This is a genomic window from Pseudomonas sp. LBUM1659 (assembly GCF_059716045.1).
On the sequence record NZ_CP166797.1, the window covers coordinates 4,374,471 to 4,390,821 of the forward strand.

At 59.4% G+C, this 16,351-nt stretch carries 11 protein-coding genes; 6 read left to right on the top strand and 5 right to left on the bottom strand.

The features are described 5' to 3' along the window. Positions 1-60: 60 nt before the first annotated feature. From zipA to ACA048_RS19770, 3 genes are all read right to left on the bottom strand, one after another. Complete coding sequence (gene zipA / locus ACA048_RS19760) at positions 61-915, bottom strand: cell division protein ZipA (RefSeq protein WP_497625917.1); 855 nt, start codon at positions 913-915, stop codon at positions 61-63. Positions 916-1,173: 258 nt separating this feature from the next. Next, positions 1,174-4,662 (bottom strand): chromosome segregation protein SMC, encoded by a 3,489-nt coding sequence (gene smc, locus ACA048_RS19765; RefSeq protein ID WP_497625918.1) that lies wholly within the window; start codon positions 4,660-4,662, stop codon positions 1,174-1,176. 2 nt (positions 4,663-4,664) lie between these two features. Then, the gene (locus tag ACA048_RS19770) at positions 4,665-5,324 is read right to left on the bottom strand and encodes a GntR family transcriptional regulator (protein WP_497625919.1); all 660 of its coding nucleotides are present in this window, start codon (positions 5,322-5,324) and stop codon (positions 4,665-4,667) included. 266 nt (positions 5,325-5,590) lie between these two features. On the opposite strand from ACA048_RS19770, the gene xdhA reads away from it, so the two are divergent. From xdhA to guaD, 4 genes are all read left to right on the top strand, one after another. Further along, positions 5,591-7,045 carry a xanthine dehydrogenase small subunit gene (gene xdhA, locus ACA048_RS19775; RefSeq protein WP_497625920.1) on the top strand — a complete coding sequence of 485 codons (1,455 nt, stop codon included), beginning with the start codon at positions 5,591-5,593 and terminating at the stop codon, positions 7,043-7,045. Then, positions 7,038-9,437 (top strand): xanthine dehydrogenase molybdopterin binding subunit, encoded by a 2,400-nt coding sequence (xdhB, locus tag ACA048_RS19780; RefSeq protein WP_497625921.1) that lies wholly within the window; start codon positions 7,038-7,040, stop codon positions 9,435-9,437. The genes xdhA and xdhB overlap by 8 nt, the downstream gene beginning before the upstream one ends. A gap of 140 nt (positions 9,438-9,577) precedes the next feature. Continuing rightward, entirely contained in the window at positions 9,578-10,423 is an 846-nt protein-coding gene (gene xdhC / locus ACA048_RS19785) for a xanthine dehydrogenase accessory protein XdhC (protein ID WP_497625922.1), read from the top strand. Between the two features lie 8 nt (positions 10,424-10,431). After that, positions 10,432-11,736, top strand: a complete 1,305-nt coding sequence (gene guaD, locus ACA048_RS19790) for a guanine deaminase (RefSeq protein WP_497625923.1) — start codon at positions 10,432-10,434, stop codon at positions 11,734-11,736. A gap of 91 nt (positions 11,737-11,827) precedes the next feature. On the opposite strand, the gene ACA048_RS19795 is transcribed toward guaD, so the two are convergent. Beyond that, positions 11,828-12,592, bottom strand: a complete 765-nt coding sequence (locus ACA048_RS19795; protein WP_497625924.1) for a GntR family transcriptional regulator — start codon at positions 12,590-12,592, stop codon at positions 11,828-11,830. A gap of 355 nt (positions 12,593-12,947) precedes the next feature. Here ACA048_RS19795 and ACA048_RS19800 point away from each other — a divergent pair, with 355 nt between their 5' ends. Next, a complete protein-coding gene (locus ACA048_RS19800; protein ID WP_497625925.1) occupies positions 12,948-14,141 on the top strand; it encodes a benzoate/H(+) symporter BenE family transporter in 1,194 nt (397 codons plus the stop codon). A gap of 127 nt (positions 14,142-14,268) precedes the next feature. Here the strand turns inward: ACA048_RS19800 and ACA048_RS19805 are convergent, their stop codons facing one another. Next, a complete protein-coding gene (locus tag ACA048_RS19805) occupies positions 14,269-14,613 on the bottom strand; it encodes a YggL family protein (protein WP_007896965.1) in 345 nt (114 codons plus the stop codon). Positions 14,614-14,847: 234 nt separating this feature from the next. Here ACA048_RS19805 and dacB point away from each other — a divergent pair, with 234 nt between their 5' ends. Beyond that, positions 14,848-16,308, top strand: coding sequence for a D-alanyl-D-alanine carboxypeptidase/D-alanyl-D-alanine endopeptidase (gene dacB, locus ACA048_RS19810; protein WP_497625926.1), 1,461 nt, complete (start codon positions 14,848-14,850; stop codon positions 16,306-16,308). The last annotated feature ends 43 nt before the right edge of the window (positions 16,309-16,351 follow it).

A 16,351-nucleotide genomic window follows, 5' to 3' on the forward strand; every position in this document is an offset into this window, starting at 1 on the left:
GCAAGCTCGGCTCCTACAGGGTACGGGAGACGCGGCGCAGCCCCCCATACGTTGCCAATTTCAGCGCTTCTGGGTCAACGCGCGACGTTCGAACTCAACAATGCGCTGACGGTAGTGCTCAATCGTCTGGGCGGTCAACACGCTGCGCTGGTCGTCTTTCAGTTCGCCGTTCAGCTCCTGGGACAGTTTGCGCGCCGCAGCCACCATCACGTCGAAGGCTTGCTTGGGATGACGCGGGCCTGGCAGACCGAGGAAAAAGCTCACGGCCGGGGTGCTGAAGTGATCGATGTCATCCAGATCAAAGACACCCGGCTTGACCGCATTGGCCATGGAAAACAGAACTTCGCCATTTCCGGCCATGCTTTCGTGACGGTGGAAAATGTCCATTTCACCGAAGCGCAAACCGCTTTCCAGAATGTTCTGCAACAGCGCCGGGCCTTTGAAACCGGCGGCGTCACGGCAGATCACGCTGATCACCAGCACTTCTTCAGCGTGTGGATGATCTTTTTCGCTGACGGCTGGCGAGGCCTTGGTGTCATCCGGGAAATCGTCGTCACGGCTGCTGAAGCTCGGGCCGCCGTCCAGGTCCAGGCTGAGGTTCATGTCGCCCTGGGAAGGCTCGCCATGGCCACGCTTGCCGCGTTTGGAACCCGATTCACGCGGTTCACGGGCAGGCATGCTCACCGACGGCAGATCGTGCTCGTCCAGTTGTGGTTCTTTCTGCGTATCCAATACACGGTGCGGGCCCAACAGCTCGGCGCCGGCGTCCTCTTCCGGTAAATTGGACAAACTTCGGTCAAGACGGAATTTCAGTTTTCCCTTGCCGCCGCGCATCCGGCGCCAGCCATCAAAAAGAATACCGGCAATGACAATAATGCCGATGACGATCAGCCACTCGCGCAGACCGATTTCCATGTAATCCCGTGCCTCTATAAAAAATGCTGAAAAATAAGAGGTTTACAACCTGTAAACCGCTTTAAAACGTGGCGCCAACTCTATGTTCTGACAGGCGTTTTGCCCACGTATACGAAAAATTGACATTAAACTAGCACGACCAAAGGCAACTTTACACCGTCTGCCACCAAGGCTTGAGCGAATATGTCGATTGGCCAGCAAGTAGAGGCAAGTAAAAACTTCCTACACCCCCGCAATACTTACCCTACAAACGCCAACTCAGGCATCCACCATCGCCATCGCCTCCTCGACATCCACGGCCACCAGTCGCGAACAACCCGGTTCGTGCATCGTTACACCCATCAGCTGTTCGGCCATTTCCATGGCGATCTTGTTGTGGGTGATATAAATGAACTGCACCGTTTGCGACATTTCTTTTACCAGCCGTGCGTAGCGTCCAACGTTAGCGTCATCCAGTGGCGCGTCAACTTCATCGAGCATGCAGAACGGCGCCGGGTTCAACTTGAAGATTGCAAAAACCAGAGCCAAAGCAGTCAGGGCTTTTTCGCCGCCGGAGAGTAAATGGATGGTGCTGTTCTTCTTCCCTGGCGGCTGCGCCATGATCGTTACCCCTGTATCGAGTAGATCTTCGCCCGTCAGTTCCAAATACGCGCGTCCTCCACCGAAAACTTTTGGGAAAAGTGCCTGTAAACCGCCATTGATCTGATCAAAGGTATCTTTGAAACGGTTACGGGTTTCCTTGTCGATCTTGCGAATCACGTTCTCGAGCGTGTCCAGTGCTTCTACCAGATCGTCGTTCTGCGCATCCAGATAACGCTTACGCTCGGATTGTTGCTGGTATTCGTCAATGGCTGCCAGGTTGATTGCACCGAGACGCTGAATGCGCGCGGCGATACGTTCAAGTTCTTCTTCGGCATCCTTCTCATTGGCTTCAGCAGTCAGCGTGGCGAGCACGCCGTGCAGGTCGTAGCCGTCTTCGTGCAATTGGTCTTCGAGCGTCTTGCGGCGCACGGTCAGGGCTTGCCATTCCATGCGCTGGGTTTCCATCTGGCCGCGAATCAACTGCGACTGCTGCTCGGCCTGGTTACGCCGTTTCTCGGCATCGCGCAGTTCGCGATCGGCGTCTTCCAGGGCGATCTGCGCGGTCTTGAGTTCTTCATCGACGGTCATGCGTTTGTCGAGCAGCTCTTCAAGCTTCAGCCGCAACTCTTCCAGCGGCGCCTCGCCCTCCTCCAGATTGAGGCTGAGCTGTTCGCGTTTTTCGGTCAGGCGCTCGGACTGCATTTCCAGCCGCTCCAGCGCCTGCCGCGTCGAGTCGTGTTGCGCCTTCAGCGAACCGAGGCGCACGGCTAATTGATGCGCGTGGTCCTTGTGCTGCCGGGCTTCCTGACGCACCCGATCCAGTCGCTCGCGCAAGCTGTCGCGCTGGGCCAGCAGCAATTCACGCTGCTCGGTGTCCAGCGCCATGGCGTCGAGGGCTTCCTGCAATTGCAGGCGCGCTTCGCCGATGCTCTCGTGTTCCAGCGTGCGTTGTTCGCTCAGCTCGGCGAGCTCTTCGTCGAGGCGCTTACGGCGCAGCGTCAGCTGCTCTGCCTTGGCTTTGCCAGCGGATAGCTGAGCTTTCAATTCACCTTGCTGTCGCGCTTCGTCTTGCAGCAAACGGCGCAGGTGTTCGCGACCGTTTTCCTGCTGACGCTGTTGCGCCCTGAGATTTTGAAGTTGGGTTTCCAGGGTTTCGACCGTGGCTTCGCGCTCTTCACGCTCCTCGGTCAAGCGCTGGATTTCCTGGCCGCGCGCCAGCACACCGCTTTCGGCTTCGCTGGCCCGACGCACGCGTAAAAAGTGCCGACCGACCCAGTAACCATCACGACTAATCAAGCTCTGCCCGGCCGTCAATTGACCGCGCAGCGCCAACGCCTGTTCGAGGTTGTCGACCGGTTTGACCTGCCCCAGCCACGGTGACAAATCGATCTGCGCCTCAACCTTGCCGAGCAAGCTGCCCGGCACGCGCACGCCATCACTGGCGGGGCTGAGCAAACGCAAATCGCCTTGGGCAAAACCGGCCAGATCGAAGTCGCCGAAGTCATCCACCAGCACCGCTTGCAGGTCGGCGCCGAGCACGGTTTCTACCGCCAGCTCCCAACCCGCTTCAACCTTCAAGCCTTCGGCCAGGCGCGGACGATCCGCCAGATGTTGTTCGCGCAACCATTCGGCGGTACCGGTGCCCGGATCGAGCGCGGCTTGCTGCAAAGCTTCAAGGGACGCGAGACGACCGTTGAGGCGCTGCAAATCGCCTTGCGCCTGCTGCTGATTGTGCAGGGCTAATTGCAGCTCCTGACGCAATTGTTCAAGGCGTTCGACCTGCGCCTCTTCGCTGGCCTGCAAATCCTCAAGCGTGGCTTCACTGGCCGCCAGTTGCTCACTGAGCTCCATGATCGCCGCGTCTTCCGGGTCCGCCGAGAGCAACGCGCGTTCTTCGCCGAGGCGCTTCTGGCGGTCGGCCAGACGCTCCATGCTGGTTTCCAGCTGCTGGATGCGTGACTGCTGCACTTCGGATTGGCGACGTGGTTCGGCGGCGGTCAGGTTGAACGTGTCCCACTGCTCCTGCCAGCCGTGCATGGTGGTTTCGGATTCTTCAAGCGCGGCGGCGGCTTCTTCGGCGGCGGCGCTGGTGACCTCCTGTTCCGGCGTGAGCATGTCGAGCTCTTCGCCGAGGGTCAGCAACAGCGTGCGGTCGTGGCCCAGGTGAGACTCGGTTTCCAGGCGTGCACGCTCGGCTTCTTTCAAATCGTCCTGCAGCTGGCGCAGGCGTTGCTGGCCGTGCTGGATGCTCTGCTCGACCCGGGCGATGTCGCCGCCGACCGAATAGAAGCGCCCTTGCACCAGATTGAAGCGCTCGGACAGGTCATGGTGCCCGTCCCGGAAGCGTTCGATGGCGGCATCGGCGTTGCGTTGCTCGGCGACCAACGCTTCGAAGGTGACTTCCTGATTGCCGATCACCGCTTCGCGCTGACCGACCTGTTCGTTCAACGCCTGCCAGCGTAAGGCTGACAACTGAGCCTTGAGCTGGCGCTCTTCGCCTTTGTATTCCTGATACTTCTTCGCGGCCTCGGCCTGGCGGTGCAGGCGCTCAAGCTGACGCTCAAGCTCTTCGCGCAGGTCAGTCAGGCGCGCGAGGTTTTCGTGGGTGCGACGGATGCGGTTTTCAGTCTCGCGCCGGCGCTCCTTGTACTTGGAGATGCCCGCCGCTTCTTCGATAAAGTTGCGCAGGTCTTCGGGCTTGGACTCGATCAGCTTGGAGATCATCCCCTGCTCGATGATCGAGTAGCTGCGCGGGCCCAGGCCCGTCCCCAGAAAGATGTCGGTGATATCGCGACGGCGGCATTTGGTGCCGTTGAGGTAATAGGTGGTCTGGCTGTCGCGGGTCACTTTGCGGCGAATGGAAATTTCCGCATAAGCGGCGTATTCGCCGAGCAGGGTGCCGTCGGAGTTGTCGAACACCAGCTCGATGCTGGCCTGGCTCACCGGTTTACGGCTGGTCGAGCCGTTGAAGATGACGTCGGTCATCGACTCGCCGCGCAAGTTCTTGGCCGAGCTTTCGCCCATCACCCAGCGCACGGCGTCGATGATGTTCGACTTGCCGCAACCATTGGGCCCGACCACTGCCGCCATGTTGCTGGGGAAGTTCACCGTGGTCGGATCGACGAAGGATTTGAACCCCGCCAGCTTGATGCACTTGAGCCGCACGCTTAAGCGTCCGTCAGGGCAGAAACCACCAGATCGCAACTGCGCTGGCCGTAAGCCGTCAGCACTTCGCGGATCTGCGCAAAGTCACGGTCCAGGACCGCGGCGAGCAGGCGTTCGAACAGTTCAAGGAATTCGCTCATCGAGGCCTTGCGCTGGTCCAGGGCGAGGAAATACGCGCGGCTCATGGCCGGCTGCAGATTCTCGACGGTTTCCTGCAAGTACGGATTGTTGGCGAACGGATACGCGGCGCGCATCACATTGAAGCTGTCGTCGACGAAGGTGCGGATGTCCTGACGCTCGTAACTGGCGGCCAGGCGCTGCTGGATCTGCACGAACGGCGCCATGTCGGCCTGGGTTTTCCAGCCGTTGGCCACGGCATTGCCGAGCAGAATGTACAGCTCGCTCATCAGCGCGCACAGGCTCTGCACCTTGTGCGCCGTGAGTTCAGTGACATGGGCGCCCCTTCGCGGCAGGATCGCAATCAGGTGGCGACGCTCAAGGATCAGCAAGGCTTCACGGACCGAGCCGCGGCTGACATTGAGCGCCAGCGTGACCTTCTGTTCCTGAATGCGCTCCCCGGGCTTCATTTCGCCGCGAATGATGCGTTCGGCGAGGTGGTGAGCAATTTGCTCGGCGAGGCTGTCCGGCGCCTTGAACGTCATGGTTGTCCTTCGAACTCTTCGATCTGCACAAGCGGCGCAGTGTAACCCACTTGATAGGTCATGGCGCAGGGCCCACTCGGCGGTTTTGGCACGATTCAAGCAAAAAAGCAGGCGTGTGCGTGAGGGTCAATACTGAAGAAATGAAGTGTTCGTCGACAAAATGCTATTTCCTGACCTTTAAGTCAGAAAATCATTGACCGAAAAGTCAGACCTGCTAAATTCGGTTCAAGTCGGTTAACAACAATAATGAGTCTGCGAGGCCTTCCGTGATCCAGTTTTTACTTAACCAGGAACTCCGTAGCGAGCACGCCCTGGACCCAAACCTGACCGTGCTCAACTATCTGCGCGACCATGTGGGCAAACCCGGCACCAAAGAAGGCTGCGCCAGCGGTGACTGCGGCGCCTGCACCGTGGTGGTCGGCGAGTTGCAAACGGATGACGATGGCCGCGAACACATTCGTTATCGCAGCCTCAATTCGTGCCTGACGTTTGTGTCGTCACTGCACGGCAAACAACTGATCAGCGTTGAAGACCTCAAACACCAAGGCGAACTGCACAGCGTGCAAAAAGCCATGGTCGAGTGCCACGGTTCGCAATGCGGTTTCTGCACCCCGGGCTTCGTGATGTCGCTGTTTGCCCTGCAAAAGAACAGCGATGCACCGGACCAACACAAAGCCCACGAAGCGCTGGCCGGCAATCTTTGCCGTTGCACCGGTTATCGGCCGATTCTGCAAGCTGCCGAGCAATCCTGCTGCGGCAAGCAACCGGACCAGTTCGATGCGCGCGAAGCCGACACCATCGCGCGCCTGAAAGCCATTGCCCCCACGTCCATTGGCGAACTCAACAGCGGCGACAAGCGCTGTCTGGTGCCGCTGACCGTCGCTGACCTGGCCGACCTCTATGACGCTTATCCACAAGCCCGCCTGCTGGCCGGTGGTACAGACCTGGCGCTGGAAGTCACGCAGTTCCACCGCACCTTGCCGGTGATGATTTACGTCGGCAACGTGGCCGAGATGAAGCGCATCGAGCGTTTTGACGATCGCCTGGAAATCGGCGCTGCCACCGCCCTCTCCGATTGCTACGAAGCGTTGAACGCCGAGTACCCGGACTTCGGTGAACTGCTGCAACGTTTTGCGTCTCTGCAGATCCGCAACCAAGGCACCCTCGGCGGCAACATCGGCAACGCCTCGCCCATCGGTGACTCGCCTCCCCTGCTGATTGCTCTCGGCGCGCAGATCGTCCTGTGCAAAGGCGAAACCCGGCGCACCCTGGCCCTGGAAGATTACTTCATCGATTACCGGGTCACCGCGCGCCAGGAAAGCGAGTTCATCGAGAAGATTATCGTGCCGCGTGCCAGCGCCGAACAACTGTTCCGCGCCTACAAGGTGTCCAAGCGTCTGGACGATGACATCTCCGCCGTTTGCGCCGCCTTCAATATCCGCCTGGAAAACGGCGTGATCGCCGATGCCCGCGTGGCCTTCGGCGGCATGGCGGCCATTGCGAAACGTGCCAGCGCCTGCGAAACCGTATTGCTCGGTGCGCCGTTCAATCACGCCACCGTCGAACGCGCCTGCGCCGCACTGGCGGAAGATTTCACCCCGCTGTCGGACTTCCGCGCCAGCAAGGAATACCGCCTGCTCAGCGCGCAAAACCTGCTGCGCAAATACTTCATCGAACTGCAAACACCGCACATCGAGACTCGGGTGACCGCTTATGTCTAATCATCACGCTGTAGAGAAGACCCAAGCCGAACTGGCTGAACTGTTCGCCAAGGACCTGACCACCGGTGTCGGCCGCAGCGTCAAGCACGACAGCGCCGCCAAACACGTGTCCGGTGAAGCGCAGTACATCGACGACCGCCTGGAGTTTCCGAACCAGCTGCACGTTTATGCACGCTTGTCGGACCGCGCCCACGCGAAAATCATCAGCATCGACACCAAGCCGTGCTACGCCTTCGAAGGCGTACGCATCGCCATCACCCACGAAGACGTGCCGGGTCTGAAAGACATTGGCCCGCTGTTGCCAGGCGACCCGCTGCTGGCCATTGATGATGTGCAGTTCGTCGGTCAGCCGGTGCTCGCCGTTGCGGCGAAAGACCTCGAAACCGCACGCAAGGCCGCCATGGCCGCGATCATCGAATACGAAGATCTGGAGCCGGTGCTGGACGTGGTCGAAGCCCTGCGCAAACGCCACTTCGTGCTCGACAGTCACACGCATCAGCGCGGCGATTCTGCGGGAGCCTTGGCAGCGGCCGAACATCGCATCCAGGGCACGCTGCACATCGGCGGCCAGGAACATTTCTACCTTGAAACCCAGATCTCTTCGGTGATGCCAACTGAAGACGGCGGGATGATCGTCTACTGCTCGACGCAGAACCCGACCGAAGTGCAGAAGCTCGTCGCCGAAGTGCTCGACGTATCGATGAACAAAATCGTCGTCGACATGCGCCGCATGGGCGGTGGTTTCGGCGGTAAGGAAACTCAGGCAGCAAGTCCTGCGTGCCTGTGCGCCGTGATCGCGCACCTCACCGGTCAACCGACCAAAATGCGCCTGCCACGCGTTGAAGACATGCTGATGACCGGCAAGCGTCACCCGTTCTACGTCGAGTACGACGTTGGCTTCGACAGCACCGGTCGCCTGCACGGCATTGCCCTGGAACTGGCCGGGAACTGTGGTTGCTCGCCGGACCTGTCGGCGTCGATTGTCGACCGCGCGATGTTCCACGCCGACAACTCGTACTACCTGGGTGATGCGACCATCAACGGTCATCGCTGCAAGACCAACACCGCCTCGAACACTGCGTATCGTGGCTTCGGCGGCCCGCAAGGCATGGTCGCGATCGAAGAAGTGATGGACGCGATTGCCCGCCATCTGGCCCTCGATCCACTGGCAGTACGCAAGGCCAACTACTACGGCAAGACCGAGCGTAATGTCACGCATTACTACCAGACCGTCGAGCACAACATGCTCGAAGAAATGACCGCAGAACTGGAAGAAAGCAGCCAGTACTTTGAGCGCCGCGAAGCGATTCGTCGCTACAACGCCAACAGCCCGATCCTGAAAAAAGGTTTGGCGCTGACCCCGGTAAAATTCGGTATTTCCTTCACCGCCAGCTTCCTCAACCAGGCCGGCGCGCTGATCCACGTCTACACCGACGGCAGCATCCATCTGAACCATGGCGGCACCGAAATGGGCCAGGGTCTGAATACCAAAGTCGCGCAAGTCGTGGCCGAAGTGTTCCAGGTGGAAATGGACCGCGTGCAGATCACCGCGACCAACACCGACAAGGTGCCGAACACTTCGCCAACGGCGGCGTCCAGCGGTGCCGACCTGAACGGTAAAGCGGCACAGAACGCGGCTGAAATCATCAAAAAACGCCTGGTCGAATTTGCCGCACGGCACTACAAGGTCAGCGAAGAAGACGTGGAATTCCATAACGGTCACGTGCGGGTCCGCGATCACATCCTGACGTTTGAAGCGCTGATCCAGCAGGCGTATTTCGCTCAGGTGTCGCTGTCGAGCACCGGGTTCTACAAGACCCCGAAAATTTTCTACGACCGCAGCCAGGCGCGGGGTCGGCCGTTCTACTACTACGCCTTTGGCGCAGCGTGCTGCGAGGTGATCGTCGACACCCTGACCGGCGAATACAAAATGCTGCGCACCGACATTCTCCACGACGTCGGCGCCTCGCTGAACCCGGCCATCGACATCGGTCAGGTCGAGGGTGGATTCATCCAGGGCATGGGCTGGCTGACCATGGAAGAACTGGTGTGGAACAACAAGGGCAAACTGATGACCAACGGCCCGGCCAGCTACAAGATCCCGGCCGTGGCGGACATGCCGCTGGACCTGCGGGTGAAGCTGGTGGAAAACCGCAAAAACCCGGAAGACACGGTGTTCCATTCCAAGGCTGTGGGTGAGCCGCCGTTCATGCTGGGCATTGCGTCGTGGTGTGCGATCAAGGACGCCGTGGCGAGCCTCGGTGACTACAAGCATCAACCGAAAATCGATGCGCCGGCAACGCCGGAGCGGGTGTTGTGGGGCTGTGAGCAGATGCGGCAGTTGAAGGTGGCGAAGGCTGTTGAGGCTGAAACCGAGTTGGCTTCTCTCTAGGACCGCGTCGCCTGGTTCGCTGGCAAGCCAGCTCCTACAGATGGGCGGTGATTCGCGTTAATGTGAACGACGCAATCCCTGTAGGAGCTGGCTTGCCAGCGAAGAGGCCCGAACAGACAACAGAGATGTTGAGGTGAAACATGTACAACTGGATCGACGCCCTCGCCGACCTGCAATCGCGGGGTGAACCCTGCGTGTTGGTGACCATCATCGAAGAGCTCGGCTCGACGCCGCGCAATGCCGGTTCGAAGATGGTCATCAGCGCCACCCAGACCTTTGACACCATCGGTGGCGGGCATCTGGAATACAAGGCCATGCAGATCGCCCGCGACTTGCTCACCAGCGGCAAACAGGACACGCACCTGGAGCGCTTCAGCCTCGGCGCCAGCCTTGGCCAGTGCTGCGGCGGCGCGACGGTGTTGCTGTTCGAACCGATGGGCCAGGTCCAGGCGCAGATCGCCGTATTCGGCGCCGGTCACGTTGGCCGCGCACTGGTGCCACTGCTCGCCAGCCTGCCTTGCCGGGTACGCTGGATCGATTCGCGGGAAGACGAATTCCCTGAACAGCTCCCCCACGGCGTGCGCAAGATTGTCAGCGAAGAACCGGTAGATGAAATCGACGACCTGCCCGCCGGCAGCTACTGCATCGTCATGACCCACAATCACCAGCTCGACCTCGAACTCACCGCCGCGATCCTCAAGCGCAACGACTTTGCCTACTTCGGCCTGATCGGTTCGAAGACCAAACGGGTGAAGTTTGAACATCGTCTTCGTGATCGCGGTTTCGACAACAGCGTTGTGCAACGCATGCGTTGCCCAATGGGCATCGGCGAGGTCAAAGGCAAGTTGCCTGTGGAAATCGCCATTTCCATCGCTGGCGAAATCATCGCCACCTACAACGCGAATTTCGGCCAGCAAACCGCCAGCGCCGGATCATCGATTGCCAAACTGCTGCCTGCTTCACGCCGCAGTCAAGCCTCTAATTGAGAACTACCATGCCTTTGACTCGCAAAGCCTACCGTGCCGCCATCCTGCACAGCATTGCCGACCCCGCCGAAGTCGGGATCGAAGCCTCGTACGAGTATTTCGAAGACGGCTTGCTGGTAGTCGATAACGGCCAGATCAGTGCGCTCGGCCACGCCAGCGACTTGCTGCCGACGCTGCCGGCCGATATCGAGATCACTCATTATCAGGATGCGTTGATCACACCGGGCCTCATCGATACCCACATCCATTTGCCGCAAACCGGCATGGTCGGCGCCTTCGGCGAGCAACTGCTGGACTGGCTCAACACCTACACCTTCCCGTGCGAACGCCAGTTCGCCGACAAGGCTCATGCCGATGAAGTTGCCGACATTTTCATCAAAGAACTGCTACGCAACGGCACCACCACCGCGCTGGTGTTCGGCAGTGTGCATCCGCAATCAGTGAACTCGTTCTTCGAGGCCGCCGAACAGCTGGACCTGCGGATGATCGCCGGCAAGGTGATGATGGACCGCAATGCGCCGGACTACCTGACCGACACCGCCGAATCCAGCTACGTCGAAAGCAAGGCGCTGATCGAACGCTGGCACGGCAAGGGCCGCTTGCACTACGCCGTTACCCCGCGTTTCGCCCCGACCAGCACCCCGGAACAACTGACCCTTGCCGGCCAGTTGCTGAGTGAATACCCGGACCTGTACATGCAGACCCACATCAGTGAAAACCTGAAAGAAGTCGAGTGGGTCAAAGAGCTGTTCCCGGAACGCAAAGGCTACCTGGACGTTTACGATCACTACCAATTGCTGGGCGAGCGCTCGGTGTTTGCCCATGGCGTGCACCTGTGCGACGACGAGTGCGCACGACTGGCGGAAACCGGTTCGGCCATCGCCTTCTGCCCGACGTCGAACTTCTTCCTCGGCAGCGGTTTGTTCAATCTGCCGATGGCCGAGAAACACAAACTGAATGTCGGCCTGGGTACAGATGTTGGCGGCGGCACCAGTTTTTCACTGCTGCAAACCCTGAACGAAGCGTACAAAGTCATGCAGTTGCAAGGTGCGCGGTTGAGCCCGTTCAAGTCGCTGTACCTGGCCACGCTCGGCGGTGCGCGAGCGCTGCGACTGGAAGACAAGATCGGCACGCTGAAACCGGGCACCGATGCGGACTTCCTGGTGCTGGACTACAACGCCACACCACTGCTGAGCTATCGCTTGAAGCAGGCGAACAACATTGCCGAGACGTTGTTTGTGTTGATGACGCTGGGGGATGACCGCACTGTTCTACAGACGTACGCGGCGGGGAATCTGGTGCATCAGCGCTGAGTTTTTCCGGGCATAAAAAATCCCCCGCACTCTACAGTCCGGGGGATTTTTATTGCCTGTCCAATTGCCTTCGCGAGCAACTCGGTCTGAATTAAAGCTTGGCGGCCGGCCGCCCTGGCTTCTTGGTCTGCAACAAATGCGAGAACACCGCGTGCAAATCATCCGACGCACTTTCTTCGTTCAGGTTGAGTTTGCTGTCGATGTGATCCATATGATGCATCATCAAACTCACCGCCAGCTCACCGTTGCGCGCTTCGATGGCGTCGATCAACTGGGTGTGTTCGTCGTAGGAACAGTGCGAACGGTTGCCACTTTCGTACTGGGCGATGATCAACGAAGTCTGCGACACCAGGCTGCGCTGGAAGCTGATCAGGGGAGCATTCTTCGCTGCTTCAGCGAGTTTCAGGTGGAATTCACCCGACAGACGAATGCCGGCACCGCGATCGCCCCGGGAGAAGCTGTCGCGCTCATCGTTGACCATCTGCCGCAACTCGGAGAGTTCCTCAGCGGTCGCGTGTTGCACCGCCAACTCAGTGATCGCCCGCTCCACCAGACGACGCGCAAGGAACACCTGACGGGCCTCTTCGACACTCGGGCTGGCGACGACCGCGCCACGGTTCGGTCGCAGCAGCACGACGCCTTCATGGGCAAGGCGCGACAGCGCGCGGCGAATGATGGTGCGACTGACCCCGAAAATTTCCCCCAGCGCTTCTTCGCTCAACTTGGTGCCGGGCGCCAGGCGCTGTTCGAGGATGGCCTCGAAGATATGCGCGTAGACAATATCGTCCTGGGTACCGCTGCGACCGGCTTTACCTGCTCGCGGTTGTTTCTTTAGGGGCTGCAACTGTTCGTTCATGGGCACTCGAGTCGGGAGAACTGCGGCGAATTGACGGTGACTGTAATACGGCACAGTGGGTCGCTGGCAAGTATCGCGTAAAAAACACGGCGATTGTACACAATGGATGGTGGCAACACGACTGTACGGCTGTTTGTCGCTTCCGCTGTATTGCAACGATCCGCTACGTTTGAGTTTAGGCTTGAACCCGGAATCCGCAGCCTGAACGCGATCCCTGCAGGAGCGGAGTTTGCTCGCGATGGCGTCCGGCCAGTCAACACATGTGTCGATTGACCCACCGCCATCGCGAGCAAGTTCGGCTCCTACAGGGTTCAGCGGCGTTTCGGACATCTTTATCAGAAGGAACACTGCTGTCATGAACGACGTCACGCACACGCAGCTCCGACCATTGGCCGACACCTCGCCATCGGCCATCGTCGCCGGGTTTATCGCGATGATGACCGGTTACACCAGCTCTCTGGTGCTGATGTTCCAGGCCGGACAAGCGGCTGGCCTGACCAGCGGACAAATTTCGTCGTGGATCTGGGCGATCTCGATTGGCATGGCCGTGTGCTCGATTGGCCTGTCTTTGCGTTATCGCACCCCCATCACGATTGCCTGGTCGACTCCCGGTGCCGCGTTGCTGATCACCAGCCTGGGCGGTGTGAGTTACGGCGAGGCCATCGGCGCCTACATCACGTGTGCGGTGCTGGTGACCATCTGTGGCTTGACCGGCAGCTTCGAACGGCTGGTGAAGAAGATTCCGGCGTCCCTGGCTGCGGCCCTGCTGGCGGGGATTCTGTTCAAGATCGGCAGCGAGATTTTCGTCGCCGCCCAGCATCGCACCGGGCTAGTGCTGGGCATGTTCTTCACGTATCTGCTGGTCAAGCGCCTGTCGCCACGTTATGCCGTATTGGCCGCGCTGTTGATCGGTACTGCTTTGTCAGGGTTCATGGGGCTGCTGGATTTCAGTGGTTTCCATCTGGAAGTGGCGACGCCGGTCTGGACCACGCCGCACTTCTCCCTGGCCGCGACCATCAGCATCGGCATTCCGCTGTTCGTGGTGGCCATGACCTCGCAGAACATGCCGGGCATCGCCGTTCTGCGCGCCGACGGTTATAACGTGCCGGCTTCACCGCTGATCACCACTACTGGCATCGCCTCGCTGCTACTGGCACCGTTCGGTTCCCACGGGATCAACCTGGCGGCCATCAGCGCAGCGATCTGCACCGGGCCGCATGCCCATGAAGATCGCAACAAGCGCTACACGGCCGCCGTCTGGTGCGGGATTTTCTACGGGATCGCAGGGGTATTCGGCGCGACGCTGGCGGCGTTGTTTGCCGCGTTGCCGAAGGAGTTGGTGCTGTCGATTGCAGCGCTGGCGCTGTTCGGCTCGATCATCAATGGCTTGAGCATCGCAATGACCGAGGTGAAGGAACGTGAAGCAGCGCTGATCACCTTTATGGTCACGGCGTCGGGGCTGACGCTGTTTTCCATCGGTTCGGCGTTTTGGGGGATTGTGGCGGGGGTGTTGACGCTGTTGATTTTGAATTGGCGTAAAGCCCTGTAGGAGCAAGGCTTGCCCGCGATGGCGATCTCAGGTACGCCATCGCGGGCAAGGACTGGGCGTCCCCCCGGCTCCTACAAAAAGCAGGCATAAAAAAACGGCGACCCTTGGGTCGCCGTTTTTTATAACATCAAGCTACCGGATTGATCGGCTTTTCCGGGTACCAGACGTCGATCAGCGGGCTGACGGTTGCTTCAGTCAGTTCGCTGCGGCCTTTGAGCCAGGCTTCAACAGCAGCACGCTGCTCTTCGGATACCGAGCCACGCTTCTGCAGACAAACCAGACCGAAGTCGTCGCCGCCAACATAGCCCAGACCGTTGGCTTCCATGGCTTCTTTCAGGAACGCGTCGAGGAAAGCATCAATGGCTTCATCAGCCAAATCTTCTTTGAAATCCAGGTTCAGTTCGAAACCCAGCTCTTGAAATTCATCGACGCACAGTTTTTTGCGCAGACGCTGGGAACGGTTAGTCGCCATTGGAACAATCCTCAAAAGTAATAACGGGCGGCACTTTAGCAGTTTAAGCCACTAATTGCCCGACTCTCTGGGGTGCATGTCTGACCGCTGGTAAAAAAATAGCGATTTAGAGGGGTATGGCACGGCACACGACTTCAAGCCTTGGGGCATAATGCCGACACTTTCATGACCACTGAGGGATTTTATCGCCATGCCCTCGTTTTTTCCCCCCTCGCCCGTAGGGTTTTATTGCACATGATCAAGTCTTTGCGTCCATTGCTGCTGGCCAGTTTCATTCTTCCTCTGGCCCTTTGCGTTTCCGCCGCCCCGATCAACACCGCGCTCTCGCCCAACGTCGAAAAAGCCCTCAAGGCCAGTAAACTGCAGGACAGCGCCCTGTCGCTGGTAATGATCCCGCTCACCGGCCCAGGCACCCCGACCGTTTTCAACGCTGACGTCTCGGTCAATCCGGCCTCGACCATGAAGCTGGTCACCACGTATGCCGCGCTGGAAATGCTCGGCCCGAACCATCAGTGGAAAACCGAGTTCTACACCGATGGCACCCTCAGCGCAGGCATCCTCAACGGCAACCTCTACCTCAAGGGTGGCGGCGATCCTAAGCTGAACATGGAAAAACTCTGGCTGCTGATGCGCGATTTGCGCGCCAACGGCGTGACGCAAATCACCGGCGACCTGGTGCTGGACCGCAATTTTTTCACTCAACCGCAATTGCCCGAGTTCAATGATGATGGCAACGACGAGAACAAGCCGTTCCTGGTCAAGCCCGACTCGCTGATGGTCAACCTCAAGGCCCTGCGCTTTGTGGCGCGCAACGACAACGGCCGGGTGCTGGTGTCGGTGGAACCGCCGATTGCCAGCATCCATATCGAAAATCAGGTCAAAGCCGTCAATTCCAAGCAATGCACCGCAGGCGTACGTTACAACCCGGTGACCCAGGCCGATGGCAGCATGACCGTGACGGTCGGTGGCCAGTTGGGCGATGGTTGCAGCTCCCAGACGTACCTGTCGCTGCTTGACCACGCGACTTACACCGCAGGCGCTGTGCGGGCCATCTGGAAAGAACTGGGCGGCAGCATTCAGGGCAAGGATGTGTTGGCGCCTACTCCAAGCGGTGCAAAATTGCTGGCCCGGGCTTACTCGCCGGACCTGGCGGAAATCATCCGCGACATCAACAAATACAGTAACAACACCATGGCTCAGCAACTGTTCCTGAGCCTGGGGCAGAAGTTCCGCACCGATGCCGACGGTGATGATGCCAAAGCCGCGCAGCGTGTGGTCCGTCAGTGGCTGGCGAAGAAAGGCATCACGGCGCCGCACCTGGTGATGGAGAACGGTTCCGGTCTGTCCCGCTCCGAACGCGTCAGCGCCCGTGAAATGGCAGCCATGCTTCAAGCGGCATGGCACAGCCCGTATGCCGCCGAGTTCATCAGCTCAATGCCAATTGCCGGCACCGACGGCACCATGCGCAAACGCCTGAAGACCACCGCGATGCGCGGCGAAGCCCACGTCAAGACGGGCACTCTGAACACTGTACGCGCCATCTCCGGCTTCAGCCGAGACGTCAATGGCAACACCTGGGCAGTGGTGGCGATCCTTAACGACAAGGCACCGTTTGGCGCGTCTTCGGTACTGGATCAGGTGCTGCTGGACCTGTATCGCCAGCCGAAACTGCCGGAAACTGCTTCGGTGCTCTAACTCGATCTACAGTTCACCGGAAATCAAATGTGGGAGCGGCGGT